Origin of the sequence: Streptomyces sp. NPDC048496 (assembly GCF_043200055.1) — a bacterium.
Taxonomy (GTDB): Bacteria; Actinomycetota; Actinomycetes; order Streptomycetales; family Streptomycetaceae; genus Streptomyces.
Genome location: NZ_JBICXB010000003.1, coordinates 46,095 through 62,302 on the forward strand (window position 1 = coordinate 46,095; position 16,208 = coordinate 62,302).

Below are 16,208 nucleotides of genomic sequence, written 5' to 3' on the forward strand. Positions count from 1 at the left end.
TTCCTAGGTGGGCATGGTCGCCGGTAAGGTGGCGTGCACTGTTGCTGTGGTAACTCCTGGGCGCATGCCCGGGAATCTTTGACTCTTTCGTATTTGTCGATCCTCAAGACCGTCACCTCTCGCTCTGCGCGGGGGTCGCAGGAGGCACCGTGCTCACCGCGTTCGCCCGGGCGTTCAAGACGCCCGACCTGCGCAAGAAGCTGCTCTTCACGCTCGGCATCATCGTGCTCTACCGGCTCGGGGCGCACATCCCGGTACCGGGAGTGAGCTACGAGAACGTCCAGACCTGTGTTGACCAGGCAAGCAAGGGCAACAACAGCCTCTTCGGCCTGGTGAACATGTTCAGCGGTGGTGCACTGCTGCAGATCACGATCTTCGCGCTCGGCATCATGCCGTACATCACGGCCAGCATCATCCTTCAGCTGCTGACCGTGGTCATTCCCCGACTCGAGGCGCTCAAGAAGGAGGGGCAGTCCGGCCAGGCCAAGATCACGCAGTACACGCGTTATCTGACCGTCGCGCTCGCCATCCTCCAGGGCACCGGCCTGGTGGCCACCGCCACCAGCGGCGCGCTGTTCAGCGGCTGCCCGGTCGCCGACCAGATCGTTCCGAACCACTCGATCTTCACGACCATCGTCATGGTGATCACCATGACCGCGGGCACCGCTGCCGTCATGTGGCTCGGTGAGCTCATCACCGACCGCGGCATCGGCAACGGCATGTCGATCCTGATGTTCATCTCGATCGCTGCCAGCTTCCCCGGCTCCCTGTGGGCCATCAAGCAGAGCGGCAAGCTGGCGGACGGCTGGATCGAGTTCAGCACCGTCATCCTGGTCGGCTTCGTCATGGTGGCCCTCGTGGTCTTCGTCGAGCAGGCCCAGCGCCGTATCCCGGTGCAGTACGCGAAGCGCATGATCGGCCGCAGGTCGTACGGCGGTACGTCCACGTACATCCCGCTGAAGGTGAATCAGGCGGGTGTGATTCCCGTCATCTTCGCTTCTTCGCTGCTCTACATTCCGGCCCTGGTCGTCCAGTTCTCCAACTCCACTGCGGGCTGGGCCACATGGATCAAGGACAACTTCGTCAAGGGCGACCACCCGTACTACATCACGACGTACTTCCTGTTGATCGTCTTCTTCGCCTTCTTCTATGTGGCGATTTCGTTCAACCCCGAGGAAGTCGCCGACAACATGAAGAAGTATGGTGGGTTCATCCCGGGTATCCGGGCTGGTCGACCTACTGCCGAGTACCTGAGCTACGTGCTCAACAGGATCACTTGGCCGGGCTCGCTGTACCTGGGTCTGATCGCTCTCGTGCCGACGATGGCGTTGGCAGGCTTCGGCGGCGCTAACCAGAACTTCCCGTTCGGCGGGACGAGCATCCTCATCATCGTGGGTGTGGGTCTGGAGACCGTGAAGCAGATTGAGAGTCAGCTCCAACAGCGCAATTACGAAGGGTTCCTCCGCTGATGCGAATCGTCCTCGTCGGGCCGCCCGGTGCCGGCAAGGGAACGCAGGCTGCGTACCTTGCCAAGAACCTGTCGATTCCGCACATCTCCACGGGCGACCTCTTCCGCGCCAACATCAGCCAGGGCACTGACCTTGGCAAGCGGGCCCGCGCCTACATGGACGCGGGGCAGCTGGTGCCGGACGAGGTCACCATTGCGATGGCCAAGGACCGCATGTCCCAGCCGGACGCCGTGAACGGCTTCCTGCTCGACGGCTTCCCGCGCAACGTGGGCCAGGCCGAGGCGCTCGACGAGATGCTCAAGAGCGAGGGCGTGACGCTGGACGCGGTTCTCGACCTGGAGGTCCCCGAGGACGAGGTCGTCAAGCGCATCGCGGGCCGGCGTATCTGCCGCAACGACAGCGCGCACGTCTTCCACGTGACGTACAACCCGCCGAAGACCGAGGGCGTCTGCGACACCTGCGACGGCGAGCTGTACCAGCGCGACGACGACACCGAGGAAACGGTCCGGACCCGGCTCGAGGTCTATCACACGCAGACCGAGCCGATCATCGACTACTACCGGGCCCAGGGCCTGGTGGTCACGATCTCGGCGCTCGGCAAGGTCGAGGACGTGACCAAGCGGTCGATGGAAGCCCTCAAGAAGGTCCGCGAGGACTGAGAAACACCCGTATTACCTGTACAGACGGCCGCGGCGTCCTTGGGCGCCGCGGCCGACTGTTTGCGCCGTATCGTGGAGTACGCCGCACCCGTTCCCGTTCGATGCAGAGAGGCGCCGCGCAATGGTGCAGATCAAGACCCCCGAGCAGATCGCGAAGATGCGTGAGGCGGGGCTGGTGGTCGCTGCCATTCACGCGGCCACCCGCGAGGCGGCGGTGCCCGGCGCCACCACCCACGACCTGGACCAGGTTGCACGCAAGGTGATCGCCGACCACGGTGCGAAGTCGAACTTCCTCGGGTACGGCGGGTTCCCCGCGAGCATCTGCGCCTCGGTCAACGAGGTCGTCGTGCACGGCATCCCGGACGAGAAGACCGTCCTCAAGGACGGCGACATCATCTCCATCGACGCCGGCGCGATCGTGGACGGCTGGCACGGCGACGCGGCGTACACGGCGTTCGTCGGCACCGGTCACGCTCCGGAGCTCATCGAGCTGTCCCGGGTGACCGAGGAGTCCATGTGGGCCGGGATCGCGGCGATGAAGGTGAACAACCGCCTCGTCGACATCTCGAAGGCGATCGAGTCCTACATCCGTCGCCAGCCGCGTCCGGCCACCGGCAAGTACGGGATCATCGAGGACTACGGCGGCCACGGCATCGGCACCGAGATGCACATGGACCCGCACCTGCTGAACTACGTCGCGCGTAAGCGCGGCAAGGGCATCAAGCTGGTTCCCGGCGTCTGCCTGGCCATCGAGCCGATGGTCTCGCTCGGTACGCCGCAGACCGAGGTGCTCCAGGACAACTGGACGGTCATCACGACCGATGGCACCTGGTCCTCGCACTGGGAGCACTCGATCGCCCTGACCGAGCAGGGCCCCCTGGTCCTGACGGCCCCCGACTGCGGCCGCGCGAAGCTGGCGGAGTACGGGATCCAGGCCGCGCCGGACCCGCTGGGCTGAGGGGCCCCACCGGCGGAGAACGCGCCCCCGGGCAGGTCTAAGGATCTGCTCCGGTGGGCAAACTTGACGGATTCGTCTTTTGGGGTCCGCTGACGTAGACTGACTCGTCGGCTCTCGTGCATCCGTGTGTCCACATGCGGCGCAGAGAGTCGATCAAGGTAGCCGATTCGAAAGGCGAAGCGTGGCCAAGAAGCAAGGTGCCATCGAAATTGAGGGCACCGTGATCGAGTCCCTCCCGAACGCCATGTTCAAGGTGGAACTCCAGAACGGTCACAAGGTCCTCGCGCACATCTCCGGCAAGATGCGGATGCACTACATCCGAATCCTCCCGGACGACCGGGTCGTGGTGGAGCTCTCTCCGTATGACCTGACGCGTGGCCGGATCGTCTACCGATACAAGTAGATCTTGCCCACGCCCTGCTACGGCGGGGTGGTGGCACTGACCCGGAGAACCTGACATCCCATGAAGGTCAAGCCGAGCGTCAAGAAGATCTGCGACAAGTGCAAGGTGATCCGCCGTCACGGTCGGGTCATGGTCATCTGCGACAACCTGCGCCACAAGCAGCGCCAGGGCTGACGCACGACCCCCTGCATCTCGCAGCACTTCGCGCGACGCACGTAATACGTACATACGCAGTGCCCGTCCAAGCTTCGGCTGACGACACCTCCGGCGGGGGCCGGGGACCCGGGCGTACCACCGCTTCCCTCTGGGAAGCGGTCGGCGGCCGGGAGTGGTACTGCGGAAGACCCCCGAAATAACAACTGGAGCCATTGAATGGCACGCGTTTCAGGTGTTGACATCCCGCGCGAAAAGCGCGTGGAGGTTGCCCTCACCTACGTCTTCGGTATCGGGCGCACCCGGTCCAAGGAGATCCTCGCCACCACGGGTGTGAACCCGAACACGCGCGTTCGCGACCTGGCCGAAGAGGACCTGGTCAAGATCCGCGAGTACGTGGACGCCAACCTCCGCACCGAGGGTGACCTCCGTCGCGAGATTCAGGCCGACATCCGCCGCAAGGTCGAGATCGGCTGCTACCAGGGTCTGCGTCACCGCCGCGGCCTGCCGGTCCACGGCCAGCGCACCAGCACGAACGCTCGTACCCGCAAGGGTCCGCGTCGCGCGATCGCCGGTAAGAAGAAGCCGGGCAAGAAGTAGTCCTCAGCGGACGCACTGTGGCAGTCCGGATCCCCGGGCCGTTGCAGCATCCAGCGGTCTTCGCTGTAGGACCGATCACCTCCCCTCTCCATCTGGAGTAAAGACATGCCCCCCAAGGGACGTCAGGGCGCAGCCAAGAAGGTGCGTCGCAAGGAAAAGAAGAACGTTGCTCACGGCCACGCGCACATCAAGAGCACGTTCAACAACACGATCGTTTCGATCACGGACCCCTCGGGCAACGTGATCTCCTGGGCCTCCGCCGGCCACGTCGGCTTCAAGGGCTCGCGCAAGTCCACCCCCTTCGCCGCGCAGATGGCCGCCGAGTCGGCCGCCCGCCGCGCGCAGGAGCACGGCATGCGCAAGGTTGACGTTTTCGTCAAGGGTCCGGGCTCCGGCCGCGAGACCGCGATCCGCTCCCTCCAGGCCACCGGCCTCGAGGTCGGTTCGATCCAGGACGTCACCCCCACTCCGCACAACGGATGCCGGCCGCCCAAGCGCCGTCGCGTCTGACGCACTGAAGCAACGGAGACAACTGGAAAATGGCGCGATACACCGGGGCCGACTGCAAGCGCTGCCGTCGGGAGAAGCAGAAGCTGTTCCTTAAGGGCAGCAAGTGCGAGAGCGCGAAGTGCCCGATCGAGATCCGTCCTTACCCCCCGGGTGAGCACGGACGCGGGCGCACCAAGGACAGCGAGTACCTTCTTCAGCTTCGTGAGAAGCAGAAGTGCTCGCGGATCTACGGTGTCCTTGAGAAGCAGTTCGTGAACTACTACAAGGAAGCGAACCAGAAGACCGGCAAGACCGGTGAGAACCTTCTGCGCATCCTTGAGACCCGCCTCGACAACGTGGTCTACCGGGCCGGCTTCGCCAAGTCCCGCGACCACGCCCGTCAGCTGGTGCGTCACGGACACATCGCCGTGAACGGCACGAAGACCGACATTCCGTCGGCCCGCGTCGCCGTGAACGACGTCATCGAGGTCCGCCAGAAGTCCAAGGCCCTGACCCCCTTCCAGGTGGCCCAGGCCGAGGCCGGCGAGCGCACCGTCCCGGCATGGCTCGAAGCCGTGCCGTCGACGCTGCGGATCCTCGTGCACTCCCTGCCCGAGCGCCAGGTGATCGACACCCAGGTGCAGGAGCAGCTGATCGTCGAGCTCTACTCCAAGTAGGAGAGCTCACGGGTCCGGGCGGTACGGCTCTTTCGGGTCGTGCCGCCCGTACCCTTGTCAGTACCTGGGGGCGTCAAATAGTGGGCGCCCACGACTGAAGGACCACAGCATGCTTATCGCTCAGCGTCCGTCGCTGACCGAAGAGGTCGTCGACGAGTTCCGCTCCCGGTTCGTGATCGAGCCGCTGGAGCCGGGCTTCGGCTACACCCTCGGTAACTCTCTCCGCCGCACGCTCCTCTCCTCGATCCCCGGCGCTGCTGTCACCAGCATCCGGATCGACGGTGTCCTGCACGAGTTCACCACCGTGCCGGGCGTCAAGGAGGACGTCACCGACCTCATCCTCAACATCAAGCAGCTGGTCGTCTCCTCGGAGCACGACGAGCCGGTCGTGATGTACCTGCGCAAGCAGGGTCCCGGCCTGGTCACCGCTGCTGACATCGCCCCGCCGGCCGGTGTCGAGGTCCACAACCCGGACCTGGTCCTCGCCACCCTGAACGGCAAGGGCAAGCTGGAGATGGAGCTGACCGTCGAGCGCGGTCGCGGCTACGTCTCCGCCGTCCAGAACAAGCAGGCGGGCCAGGAGATCGGCCGTATCCCGGTCGACTCCATCTACTCGCCGGTGCTCAAGGTCACGTACAAGGTCGAGGCGACCCGTGTCGAGCAGCGCACCGACTTCGACAAGCTGATCGTCGACGTCGAGACCAAGCAGGCCATGCGTCCGCGTGACGCCATGGCGTCGGCCGGTAAGACCCTGGTCGAGCTGTTCGGTCTGGCCCGCGAGCTCAACATCGACGCCGAGGGCATCGACATGGGCCCGTCGCCGACGGACGCCGCGCTCGCTGCCGATCTGGCGCTGCCGATCGAGGAGCTGGAGCTCACGGTCCGCTCGTACAACTGCCTCAAGCGTGAGGGCATCCACTCCGTGGGTGAGCTCGTGGCGCGCTCGGAGGCCGACCTGCTCGACATCCGCAACTTCGGTGCGAAGTCGATCGACGAGGTCAAGGCGAAGCTGGCCGGTATGGGCCTGGCGCTCAAGGACAGCCCGCCCGGATTCGACCCGACCGCTGCCGCCGACGCCTTCGGCGCCGACGACGACGCGGACGCGGGCTTCGTCGAGACCGAGCAGTACTAGTACGCCTCCGGCCGGGGCGCCTGATTTTTTCGGGCGCCCCGGACCGGGGTGAGGGTTTTGTCCTCAATCTCCCCCATAGCCTCAAGGGCATGGGGGGACCCCCTCGACGGGCTTGATTTTCGGCCTGAGGTGAGGGCTTTGTCCTCAATCGCCGGACGGGCTTGATTTCGGCCGATGACTGATCTCATCGGCCGGGTTGGTGTCCGGATGGCCCATGATCTTCCGTGAGGCGGCCGCTTCACGGGAACTGACACCGGTACCTGATACGGCCGGTGCAGCACACAAGGAGAAACACCATGCCGCGTCCCGCAAAGGGTGCCCGTCTGGGCGGCAGCGCCGCGCACGAGCGTCTGCTTCTCGCGAACCTCGCGAAGTCGCTGTTCGAGCACGGCCGCATCACGACGACCGAGGCCAAGGCCCGCCGCCTGCGTCCGGTCGCCGAGCGTCTGATCACCAAGGCGAAGAAGGGCGACATCCACAACCGTCGCCTCGTTCTGCAGACGATCACGGACAAGAGCATCGTGCACACGCTCTTCACCGAGATCGCCCCGCGCTACGAGAACCGCCCCGGTGGTTACACGCGCATCACCAAGATCGGCAACCGTCGTGGCGACAACGCCCCGATGGCCGTCATCGAGCTGGTCGAGGCGCTGACCGTGGCGCAGCAGGCCACCGGTGAGGCCGAGGCCGCGACGAAGCGTGCGGTCAAGGAGGACTCCCTCAAGAAGGACGAGTCCGCCGAGGTCGTCGAGGACGCCAAGCCGGCCGAGGCCGACGCGGAGTCCAAGGACGCCTGAGCGTTCTGAGACCACTGGACGGGCCCGCATCACCCTTCGGGGCGGTGCGGGCCCGTTCCGTACGTTCAGGCTTGAGAGGATCGTTGGGTGAGTGACGAAGTAGAGCCCGGTTTCGTACGGGTGCGGCTGGACCTGGCGTACGACGGCAAGGACTTCTCCGGCTGGGCGAAGCAGACGGCGCGGCGCACGGTGCAGGGGGAGATCGAGGACGCGCTGCGTACCGTGACGCGGTCCGAGCGGACGTACGACCTGACGGTCGCCGGGCGCACCGATGCCGGGGTGCATGCCCGCGGTCAGGTCGCGCATGTCGATCTGCCGGACGGGGTGTGGGCCGAGCACGGCGCGCTGCTGCTGCGTCGGATGGCCGGCCGGATGGCCCCCGATGTACGGATCTGGCGGGTGGCCGAGGCTCCGGCGGGGTTCAACGCGCGTTTCTCGGCGCTGTGGCGGCGGTACGCGTACCGGATCTCGGACCGGCCCGGCGGTGCGGATCCCCTGACTCGCGGGCATGTGCTCTGGCACGACCGGCCGTTGGACGTGGACGCGATGAACGCGGCCGCGGCCAGGATGGTCGGGGAGCACGATTTCGCCGCGTACTGCAAGAAGCGCGAGGGTGCGACCACCATCCGTACGCTGCAGAAGCTGAGGTGGGTACGGGACGAGGCGTCCGGAGTCATCACGGGGACCGTGCAGGCCGATGCCTTCTGCCACAACATGGTGCGCGCGCTGGTCGGCGCCATGCTGTTCGTGGGGGACGGACGCCGCCCCGACCCGTGGCCGGCCCAGGTGCTGGCGGCGGGGGTGCGGAACCCGGGGGTGCACGTGGTGCGGCCGCACGGACTGACGCTGGAGGAAGTCGCCTACCCGGCCGACGAGTTGCTCGCCGCGCGCAACAAGGAGGCCCGCAACATGCGGACGCTGCCGGGGGGCGGCTGCTGCTGAGAGCCTGTGCCGTCCGCTACCGCCGGACCGCCTCGATGCGCGTCGCCGCCGTTCCTCGGCCCTGCCGGTGACGTTCCGGTGCGGCAACGCGTCCGAGCGAGGCCGGGGCGCGGCGGATGAGGGTGCGGGCGGTCCTGGTGAGGTGGGGCTGGTCGGCGAAGCCCGCGGCGGCTGCCACCGATTCCTGGGGCCGTGTCAGCTGGTGGGCGCGGTCGCCGCCGCCGAGGCCTGGACCTCGCCACGGTGGTGGATCTGACGGAACGTGAAGTTCGTCAGGTCGTTGCCGACCGCGAAGACGTTCTTGTCGGCCTTGGTGACGTTCGTGCCGTTCGTGAAGCCCCCGATGGTGAAGTAGGCGTAGCGGCCGTACGAGTTGGCGGTGCGGCGGCAGATGGAACCGCCGCGGCAGAACGTCGGCACGCCCGCGCCGCTCAGCGACGCCAGGCCGCCGGACGCCTGCTGCGCCGCCTTCTTGGCCTGCGCCTCCGTCTCGAAGACCGCGACGCCGACGGTGACGGCGACCCCCGCCCTGCTGTACGTGGCGCGGATGACCTGGTCGCAGCCGTTGTTCGTGAGGACCGAGCCGAGCGCGCCCTGGGTGGTCGCGGCGCAGTTCGTCGTGCGGTGCGTGGCGCCCTTGGCGTAGACGCGGTCGCCCATCGTCAGCTTTCTGCCGGGGTAGAAGGAGTCGATGGAGATCGGCGCCCTGTCCTTCTTCACATCGGATATGTAGTCCTTCGGGTCCGGCGGGGGCGGAGGCGCCACCGTGGAGAAGGACGGCTCGGGCTCCGCCGAGTCGGTCGGCAGATCGGCGGGGCCCGGCAACTGGCTCGCGTTCCTGCCCGAGCCGGTGGAGCCGCCGTTGTCGTTGGCCGAGATGACGGCTGTGGCGACGATCGCCGCTGTCGCGGCGGTGGCGAGGGCGCCGCCGCCGATCATCAGCCATTTCTTGCGACGGCTCCGCGCGGCGGATTCATCGGCCAGCGCTGCCCAGTCCGGAGTGTGATCGCCTCCGGGCCCCCAGGAGGGCCCCCCTTGCCCAAAGCTCATGCGGCGAATCCTAGAGGAGGCGTAAACCGGTTGGGCCAGGGCTTCGCGGGCCGTGACAATGCTGTGCATGGGACATCTTGAAGCAGGCCATCTCGAGTACTACCTACCGGACGGGCGGGTGCTGCTCGGCGATGCTTCGTTCCGGGTCGCGGACGGGGCCGTCGTCGCCCTCGTGGGGGCGAACGGCGCCGGGAAGACGACGCTGCTGCGGCTGCTGTCCGGGGAGATCCAGCCGCACGGCGGCACGGTGTCGGTGAGCGGCGGACTCGGCGTGATGCCGCAGTTCGTGGGCTCGGTGCGGGACGACCGTACGGTCCGGGACCTCCTCGTCTCCGTCGCCCAGCCGCGCATCCGGGAGGCGGCGCAGGCCGTCGACAAGGCCGAGGAGCTGATTCTCACCGTCGACGACGAGGCCGCGCAGATGACGTACGCGCAGGCCCTCAGCGACTGGGCGGAGGCCCGCGGGTACGAGGCCGAGACGGTCTGGGACATGTGCACCATGGCCGCGCTCGGGGTCCCGTACGAGAAGGCGCAGTGGCGTGAGGTCCGCACGCTCAGTGGTGGTGAGCAGAAGCGGCTCGTGCTCGAAGCGCTGCTGCGCGGGCCGGACGAGGTGCTGCTGCTCGACGAGCCGGACAACTATCTCGACGTGCCCGGCAAGCGGTGGCTGGAGGGGAAGCTCAAGGAGACCCGTAAGACGGTCCTCTTCGTCTCGCACGACCGGGAGCTGCTGTCCCGGGCCGCCGAGAAGATCGTGAGTGTGGAGCCCGGTCCGGCGGGCAGCGACGTGTGGGTGCACGGCGGCGGTTTCGACACGTACCACGAGGCCCGCAAGGACCGGTTCGCCCGGTTCGAGGAGCTGAAGCGACGCTGGGACGAGAAGCACGCCCAGCTGAAGAAGCTGGTGCTCAGCCTTCGGCAGGCGGCGTCCATCAGCCACGAGCTGGCCTCGCGCTACCAGGCGGCGCAGACCCGGCTGCGGAAGTTCGAGGAGGCCGGGCCCCCGCCGGAGCCGCCGCGCGAGCAGGACATCAAGATGCGGCTGCGCGGTGGCCGCACCGGGGTGCGGGCGGTGACCTGCAAGGGGCTGGAGCTGACCGGGCTGATGAAGCCGTTCGACCTGGAGATCTACTACGGGGAACGGGTGGCCGTCCTCGGCTCGAACGGCTCGGGCAAGTCGCACTTCCTGCGGCTGCTGGCCGGGGAACCGGTCGCGCACACGGGGGAGTGGAAGCTCGGTGCGCGGGTCGTGCCCGGGCATTTCGCGCAGACGCACGCCCATCCGGAGCTGATGGGTCGCACGCTCGTCGAGATTCTGTGGACGGAGCATGCGAAGGACCGGGGCGGGGCGATGTCCGTACTGCGCCGGTACGAACTGGAGCGGCAGGGCGACCAGCCCTTCGAGAAGCTGTCCGGCGGGCAGCAGGCACGGTTCCAGATCCTGCTGCTGGAGCTGGCGGGAACCACGGCGCTGCTGCTGGACGAGCCGACGGACAACCTGGACCTGGAGTCGGCGGAGGCGCTGCAGGACGGGCTCGAGGTGTACGACGGGACCGTGGTGACCGTCACGCACGACCGGTGGTTCGCGAAGTCCTTCGACCGGTACCTGGTGTTCGGGTCGGACGGGGTGGTGCGGGAGACGGCGGAGCCGGTGTGGGACGAGCGGCGGGTGGAGCGGGCGCGGTAGAGGATGAAGGGGCGGGTGTGATGCGGGGTTCCGCCCCCCCAGGCCCCCGCTTTTCAAGCCGGACGGGCTGGATCCGGCGCCGGGAGAGGCCGGATCCGGCGGCCGGACGGGCTGGATCCGGCGCCTGTCCGGACGCCGATCGGCGCCCTGACAGGCGGGGTCTGCGGCGCGTTTTGACCCGCGTGGGGGAGCGACGGTATTCTTCTGGTTTGTTATGCGTATTGGCTTGGTCGTTCTCACGCGAGGGGCCCTTACGCCGGTCCACCGGGCCGATGACCAGCGGCAGGCACTCGGGTTGCGTCCCCGTAGCGCCGCCAAGGTTGGTTCGATCGTCCGGGTGGCCTTGTCAGGACTCACTCACTGAAGAAGCGAAGGCTACGACCGTGCGTACGTACAGCCCCAAGCCCGGCGATGTGACGCGCCAGTGGCACATCATTGACGCGCAGGACATCGTCCTGGGTCGTCTGGCCACCACGGCTGCGAACCTCCTCCGAGGCAAGCACAAGGCGATTTACGCCCCCCACATGGACATGGGCGACTTCGTCATCATCATCAACGCCGAGAAGGTTCACCTCTCCGGCAACAAGAAGACCCAGAAGATGGCGTACCGCCACTCCGGGTTCCCGGGTGGTCTGCGCTCCGTGCGTTACGACGAGCTCCTCTCCAAGAACCCGGAGAAGGCTGTCGAGAAGGCCATCAAGGGCATGATCCCCAAGAACACCCTGGGCCGTCAGATGCTCTCGAAGCTCAAGGTCTACGCGGGCGACCAGCACCCGCACGCTGCGCAGCAGCCGGTCCCGTTCGAGATCACCCAGGTCGCGCAGTAGTTCCGGCCTCCCCCTAAGACGTAAAGAAAGATCTGAGGAGAATCGTGGCCGAGACCACTGTTGAGAACCCCATCGAGGGCACCGAGGGCGAAGAGGTCTTCGCCGAGGTGACCACCTTCGAATCCGAGGTTCCCGTCGAGGGCGAGTACACCAGCGAGTCGCTGGCGTCCCGCTTCGGCGAGCCGCAGCCTGCCGCCGGCCTTGGCCGTCGCAAGAACGCCATTGCCCGCGTCCGGATCGTTCCGGGCACCGGCAAGTGGAAGATCAACGGTCGCACCCTTGAGGACTACTTCCCCAACAAGGTGCACCAGCAGGAAGTCAACGAGCCCTTCAAGGTGCTCGAGCTCGACAACCGCTACGACGTCATCGCCCGCATCTCGGGTGGCGGCGTCTCGGGTCAGGCCGGTGCCCTGCGCCTCGGTGTCGCCCGTGCGCTGAACGAGGCGGACGTGGACAACAACCGCGCCCCGCTGAAGAAGGCCGGCTTCCTCTCCCGCGACGACCGTGCGGTCGAGCGCAAGAAGGCCGGTCTCAAGAAGGCCCGTAAGGCTCCGCAGTACAGCAAGCGCTAATCCGCCTGCTCACCCGCTGTACACGTTCGCCCCGGAGGCACTCCTGTGCCCCCGGGGCGTTCGTTTATTGGCACCCACAGGCGTATAACGGCATCAGACGTTCATAGGCCCGCCATGCTTGGCATGGCTCTTTGTTGCCTTGCGTCGTCCTGGGTCATGCCTGTCATGACTTGTTTTGTTTTCGCAGTTCGGTTTCGGAGCATCTTCGGAGGACACCAGTGGGACGACTCTTCGGCACGGACGGTGTGCGCGGCGTCGCCAATGCGGACCTGACGGCCGAGCTCGCGCTCGGTCTGTCGGTCGCTGCGGCGCATGTGCTCGCCGAGACGGGCACCCTTGAGGGGCATCGGCCGACCGCGGTGGTGGGCCGTGACCCCCGCGCGTCCGGAGAGTTCCTGGAGGCCGCCGTGGTGGCCGGTCTGGCGAGCGCGGGCGTGGACGTCCTGCGCGTCGGTGTGCTGCCCACCCCCGCGGTGGCGTACCTCACCGGCGCGCTGGGCGCCGACCTCGGCGTGATGCTCTCCGCCAGTCACAACGCCATGCCGGACAACGGGGTCAAGTTCATCGCCCGCGGTGGTCACAAGCTCTCCGACGAGCTGGAGGGCCGGATCGAGACGCTCTACGAGCAGCACCGCACCGGTGAGCCGTGGGCGCGTCCGACCGGTGCCGGTGTGGGACGGGTCACGGATTACACCGAGGGCTTCGACCGGTACGTGGCCCACCTCGTCGCGGTCCTGCCGAACCGGCTCGACGGGCTGAAGGTCGTCCTCGACGAGGCGCACGGCGCGGCCGCCCGGGTCTCGCCCGAGGCATTCGCCCGGGCCGGCGCCGAGGTCGTCACCATCGGGGCCGATCCGAACGGCCTGAACATCAACGACGGCTGCGGCTCCACCCACCTGGAACTGCTGAAGGCCGCCGTCGTCGAGCACGGCGCCGACTTCGGCATCGCGCACGACGGCGACGCCGACCGCTGCCTCGCCGTGGACGCCTCGGGCGAGGAGGTCGACGGCGACCAGATCCTGGCCGTGCTGGCCCTCGCCATGCGCGAGGCCGGGCAGCTGCGCAAGGACACCGTGGTCGGCACGGTCATGTCCAACCTCGGCTTCAAGATCGCCATGGAGCGGGAGGGCATCCACCTTGTCCAGACCGCCGTCGGAGACCGATACGTCCTGGAGTCGATGAAGGCGGAGGGCTACGCGCTGGGCGGCGAGCAGTCCGGCCATGTCATCGTCCTCGACCACGCCACGACCGGTGACGGCACACTGACCGGCCTGCTGCTGGCGGCCCGGGTCGTCGCCACCGGCCGTACGCTCGCCGACCTGGCCGGTGTCATGCAGCGGCTCCCGCAGATCCTGGTCAACGTCCGGGACGTCGACAAGTTCCGGGTCGCCACCTCCCCGGAGCTGGCCGCCGCGGTCGAGGAGGCCGAGCGCGAGCTGGGCGACACCGGGCGGGTACTGCTGCGCCAGTCGGGCACCGAGCCGCTGGTACGGGTCATGGTCGAGGCGGCCGACATCGATCAGGCACGGTCGGTGGCCGGGCGGCTGGCCGACGTGGTGAAGTCCGCCCTCGGGTGACCTTCGCCGCACGAGGGTCAGGTGCCGCCCGGTGTTCCTCCTGGAGGGGCGCCGGGCGGCGCCGTGTGCGGCTGGTGCCGGGCGACAGCCGAAGGACCGTCGCCGGCCCCGGGCCGTCGCGTCAGGCAGCCCGGATCCGACGCCGGTGCATCGCCCACAGCGCCTTCTGGACCAGCAGTGTCAGCGTGCCCGCGAGCACGATCCCGCCGAGGTTCGCCATCAGCTGGCCCACCGAACCCCACGTCTGGGAAAGGTCCTGGTAGCTGAAGGCCACCGCCGCGTTGGCGGCCGCGGGCACCGTCGTCACCGAGATCGCGACGCCGATCAGCGCCCCCGACTTCGCCGAGGTGAGGGAGAGCGTCCCGCCGATACCCGCCAGGAACGCCACCACGAACGACATCCAGTCCGGCTGCCAGATGAACGCCGTATTGGGCCGCTTCGCCTCGATCATCGCCTCCGTGAACAGCCCGAGGCTGTTCATCATCCAGGCGAACCCGGCCGTCAGCACCATCGCTACGGCGAACCCGCCGACCAGCGCCCACAGCGACCGCCACACCAGCCGCGGGGCGCGCTGCACCAGCGCCGTGGAAATGCCGGCCAGTGGCCCGAACTCCGGACCCACCGCCATCGCGCCCACGATCAGGATCGCGTTGTCCAGCATCACACCGCAGGCCGCGAGCATCGTGGCGATCGTGAGGAACGCCAGGTAGGTGACGCTGAACGTCGACTCCTCGTGGGTGACGTCCGCCAGCTCCTCCCACAGCACCGCGTCCGCGCCCTCGCCCGGCGCCTCCTCCTCGGCCCGGTCGGCATGGGCGGAGAGCGCCAGGTCCGTTTCCTCGACGCTGATCGAGCCGGACTCGTCGATGCCGAGCTCGCGCAGCGATGCGATCAGCTCGTCGCCCGCCTCGCGCGCCACGTCGCACGTCACGACATCGCCCGCGGGGTCGAGGGCGACACCGGGCATGACCACCAGATGCGTGGCGCCGACGGTGTGCTGCACGACGTGCACCACCTCGTCCGTGCGGTCGTGAGGGACGATCAGGCGCAGATGCAGCACGCGGATACTCCCGGGGAAGCTCGGGGGACTCAGAGTTTGCGCAGCGAGAGACGCTGGACCTTGTGGTCCGGGCCCTTGCGCAGCACCAGGGTGGCACGGCCGCGTGTGGGTGCCACATTTTCCAGCAGATTGGGCTTGTTGATGGTCCGCCACATGGTGCGGGCGTACTCCATGGCCTCCTCCTCGGAGACCTGGGTGTACTTGCGGAAGTACGAGAACGGGTTCTGGAAGGCCGTCTCGCGCAGCTGGCGGAAACGGTTGAGATACCAGGTCTCGATGTCCTCGGCCCGCGCGTCCACGTACACACTGAAGTCGAAGTAGTCGGCGAGCCCGACCCTGGTGCGGCCGTCCTTGCCGGGGAGCGCGGGCTGCAGCACGTTGAGGCCCTCGACGATCAGGATGTCGGGGCGGCGTACGGTGAGCCGCTCGCCCGGCACGATGTCGTAGATCAGGTGCGAGTAGACGGGCGCCGTCACCTCGTCCTTGCCGGCCTTGATGTCGGCGACGAAACGGGTCAGGGCGCGCCGGTCGTACGACTCGGGGAACCCCTTGCGCGACATCAGCCCGCGCGCCCGGAGCTCCTTCATCGGCAGCAGGAACCCGTCCGTGGTGACGAGCTCCACCCGGGGGTGCTCGGGCCAGCGGGCGAGCAGCGCCTGGAGGATACGGGCACTGGTGGACTTGCCGACGGCGACACTGCCGGCGACGCCGATGACGAACGGGGTGCCCCGCTGCTCGCCATGGCCGTTGCCCGCGTCCCCGAGGAAGGTGTTCAGGGCGCCGCGCAGGCCGGAGGTGGCCTGGACGTAGAGGTTGAGGAGGCGGGAGAGCGGCAGGTAGACGTCGCGCACCTCGTCGAGGTCGATGACGTCCCCGAGCCCGCGCAGCTGCTCCACCTCGTCGGCGGTCAGCGGCAGCGGCGTCTTGTCGCGCAGGGCGCTCCACTCGGCGCGCGACAGGTCGACGTACGGCGTCGAAGCGGGCTCGGCGCGTCGGTGGGTGCTCCGTGGCGGCGAAGTGATCACGGTTTCATTGTTGCGGGAGTTTTGACGCAGTGGGGGGTGGGGTCGGTCACGTGGAAGGGCTGCGGGCCGGTGTCCGCGCCCTGCGGCGGACACCGGCCCGTTGCGTACCACTCTGTGGCCAGGACTTCTGG

General features: G+C 67.7%; 19 protein-coding genes. 15 read left to right on the plus strand and 4 right to left on the minus strand.

Translation table 11 applies throughout. From position 1 onward, the window contains the following. Window positions 1-149: 149 nt before the first annotated feature. From secY to truA, 11 genes are all read left to right on the plus strand, one after another. Window positions 150-1,469, plus strand: a complete 1,320-nt coding sequence (gene secY, locus ACGFSA_RS04540; protein ID WP_393299546.1) for a preprotein translocase subunit SecY — start codon at window positions 150-152, stop codon at window positions 1,467-1,469. Continuing rightward, window positions 1,469-2,128 (plus strand): adenylate kinase, encoded by a 660-nt coding sequence (locus tag ACGFSA_RS04545; protein WP_393299549.1) that lies wholly within the window; start codon window positions 1,469-1,471, stop codon window positions 2,126-2,128. The genes secY and ACGFSA_RS04545 overlap by 1 nt, the downstream gene beginning before the upstream one ends. A 121-nt stretch (window positions 2,129-2,249) precedes the next feature. Then, entirely contained in the window at window positions 2,250-3,086 is an 837-nt protein-coding gene (gene map, locus ACGFSA_RS04550; protein WP_393299552.1) for a type I methionyl aminopeptidase, read from the plus strand. Window positions 3,087-3,267: 181 nt separating this feature from the next. Then, entirely contained in the window at window positions 3,268-3,489 is a 222-nt protein-coding gene (infA, locus tag ACGFSA_RS04555) for a translation initiation factor IF-1 (RefSeq protein WP_003956442.1), read from the plus strand. 60 nt (window positions 3,490-3,549) lie between these two features. Next, a complete protein-coding gene (rpmJ, locus tag ACGFSA_RS04560; RefSeq protein WP_003956441.1) occupies window positions 3,550-3,663 on the plus strand; it encodes a 50S ribosomal protein L36 in 114 nt (37 codons plus the stop codon). 198 nt (window positions 3,664-3,861) lie between these two features. Next, window positions 3,862-4,242, plus strand: a complete 381-nt coding sequence (rpsM, locus tag ACGFSA_RS04565; protein ID WP_018519286.1) for a 30S ribosomal protein S13 — start codon at window positions 3,862-3,864, stop codon at window positions 4,240-4,242. A 105-nt stretch (window positions 4,243-4,347) separates the two neighbouring features. Next, window positions 4,348-4,752: a 30S ribosomal protein S11 gene (rpsK, locus tag ACGFSA_RS04570; RefSeq protein ID WP_003956432.1), complete on the plus strand. Its 405-nt coding sequence runs from the start codon at window positions 4,348-4,350 to the stop codon at window positions 4,750-4,752. A gap of 29 nt (window positions 4,753-4,781) precedes the next feature. Beyond that, window positions 4,782-5,408 (plus strand): 30S ribosomal protein S4, encoded by a 627-nt coding sequence (gene rpsD / locus ACGFSA_RS04575; RefSeq protein ID WP_358856908.1) that lies wholly within the window; start codon window positions 4,782-4,784, stop codon window positions 5,406-5,408. Window positions 5,409-5,517: 109 nt separating this feature from the next. Further along, the gene (locus ACGFSA_RS04580; protein WP_024755423.1) at window positions 5,518-6,540 is read left to right on the plus strand and encodes a DNA-directed RNA polymerase subunit alpha; all 1,023 of its coding nucleotides are present in this window, start codon (window positions 5,518-5,520) and stop codon (window positions 6,538-6,540) included. Window positions 6,541-6,836: 296 nt separating this feature from the next. Next, the gene (gene rplQ, locus ACGFSA_RS04585; RefSeq protein ID WP_266982582.1) at window positions 6,837-7,337 is read left to right on the plus strand and encodes a 50S ribosomal protein L17; all 501 of its coding nucleotides are present in this window, start codon (window positions 6,837-6,839) and stop codon (window positions 7,335-7,337) included. An 87-nt stretch (window positions 7,338-7,424) separates the two neighbouring features. Continuing rightward, window positions 7,425-8,279: a tRNA pseudouridine(38-40) synthase TruA gene (gene truA / locus ACGFSA_RS04590; protein WP_393299559.1), complete on the plus strand. Its 855-nt coding sequence runs from the start codon at window positions 7,425-7,427 to the stop codon at window positions 8,277-8,279. A 16-nt stretch (window positions 8,280-8,295) separates the two neighbouring features. On the opposite strand, the gene ACGFSA_RS04595 is transcribed toward truA, so the two are convergent. Further along, the gene (locus ACGFSA_RS04595) at window positions 8,296-8,457 is read right to left on the minus strand and encodes a hypothetical protein (RefSeq protein ID WP_393299562.1); all 162 of its coding nucleotides are present in this window, start codon (window positions 8,455-8,457) and stop codon (window positions 8,296-8,298) included. 17 nt (window positions 8,458-8,474) lie between these two features. Then, the gene (locus ACGFSA_RS04600; RefSeq protein WP_393299565.1) at window positions 8,475-9,329 is read right to left on the minus strand and encodes a hypothetical protein; all 855 of its coding nucleotides are present in this window, start codon (window positions 9,327-9,329) and stop codon (window positions 8,475-8,477) included. A gap of 58 nt (window positions 9,330-9,387) precedes the next feature. Here ACGFSA_RS04600 and ACGFSA_RS04605 point away from each other — a divergent pair, with 58 nt between their 5' ends. The 4 genes from ACGFSA_RS04605 (at window position 9,388) to glmM (ending at window position 13,992) form a co-directional block, all read left to right on the plus strand. After that, a complete protein-coding gene (locus tag ACGFSA_RS04605) occupies window positions 9,388-11,016 on the plus strand; it encodes an ABC-F family ATP-binding cassette domain-containing protein (RefSeq protein ID WP_393300267.1) in 1,629 nt (542 codons plus the stop codon). Window positions 11,017-11,399: 383 nt separating this feature from the next. After that, entirely contained in the window at window positions 11,400-11,843 is a 444-nt protein-coding gene (gene rplM / locus ACGFSA_RS04610) for a 50S ribosomal protein L13 (RefSeq protein ID WP_037688030.1), read from the plus strand. 44 nt (window positions 11,844-11,887) lie between these two features. After that, window positions 11,888-12,415, plus strand: coding sequence for a 30S ribosomal protein S9 (rpsI, locus tag ACGFSA_RS04615; RefSeq protein WP_037688031.1), 528 nt, complete (start codon window positions 11,888-11,890; stop codon window positions 12,413-12,415). A 218-nt stretch (window positions 12,416-12,633) separates the two neighbouring features. Then, window positions 12,634-13,992, plus strand: coding sequence for a phosphoglucosamine mutase (gene glmM / locus ACGFSA_RS04620; RefSeq protein WP_393299569.1), 1,359 nt, complete (start codon window positions 12,634-12,636; stop codon window positions 13,990-13,992). Between the two features lie 121 nt (window positions 13,993-14,113). Here the strand turns inward: glmM and ACGFSA_RS04625 are convergent, their stop codons facing one another. Together ACGFSA_RS04625 and coaA are read right to left on the minus strand one after the other, a co-directional pair. Continuing rightward, entirely contained in the window at window positions 14,114-15,052 is a 939-nt protein-coding gene (locus ACGFSA_RS04625; RefSeq protein ID WP_393299572.1) for a DUF389 domain-containing protein, read from the minus strand. Window positions 15,053-15,081: 29 nt separating this feature from the next. Continuing rightward, a complete protein-coding gene (gene coaA / locus ACGFSA_RS04630; protein WP_393299575.1) occupies window positions 15,082-16,077 on the minus strand; it encodes a type I pantothenate kinase in 996 nt (331 codons plus the stop codon). Window positions 16,078-16,208 lie beyond the last annotated feature (131 nt).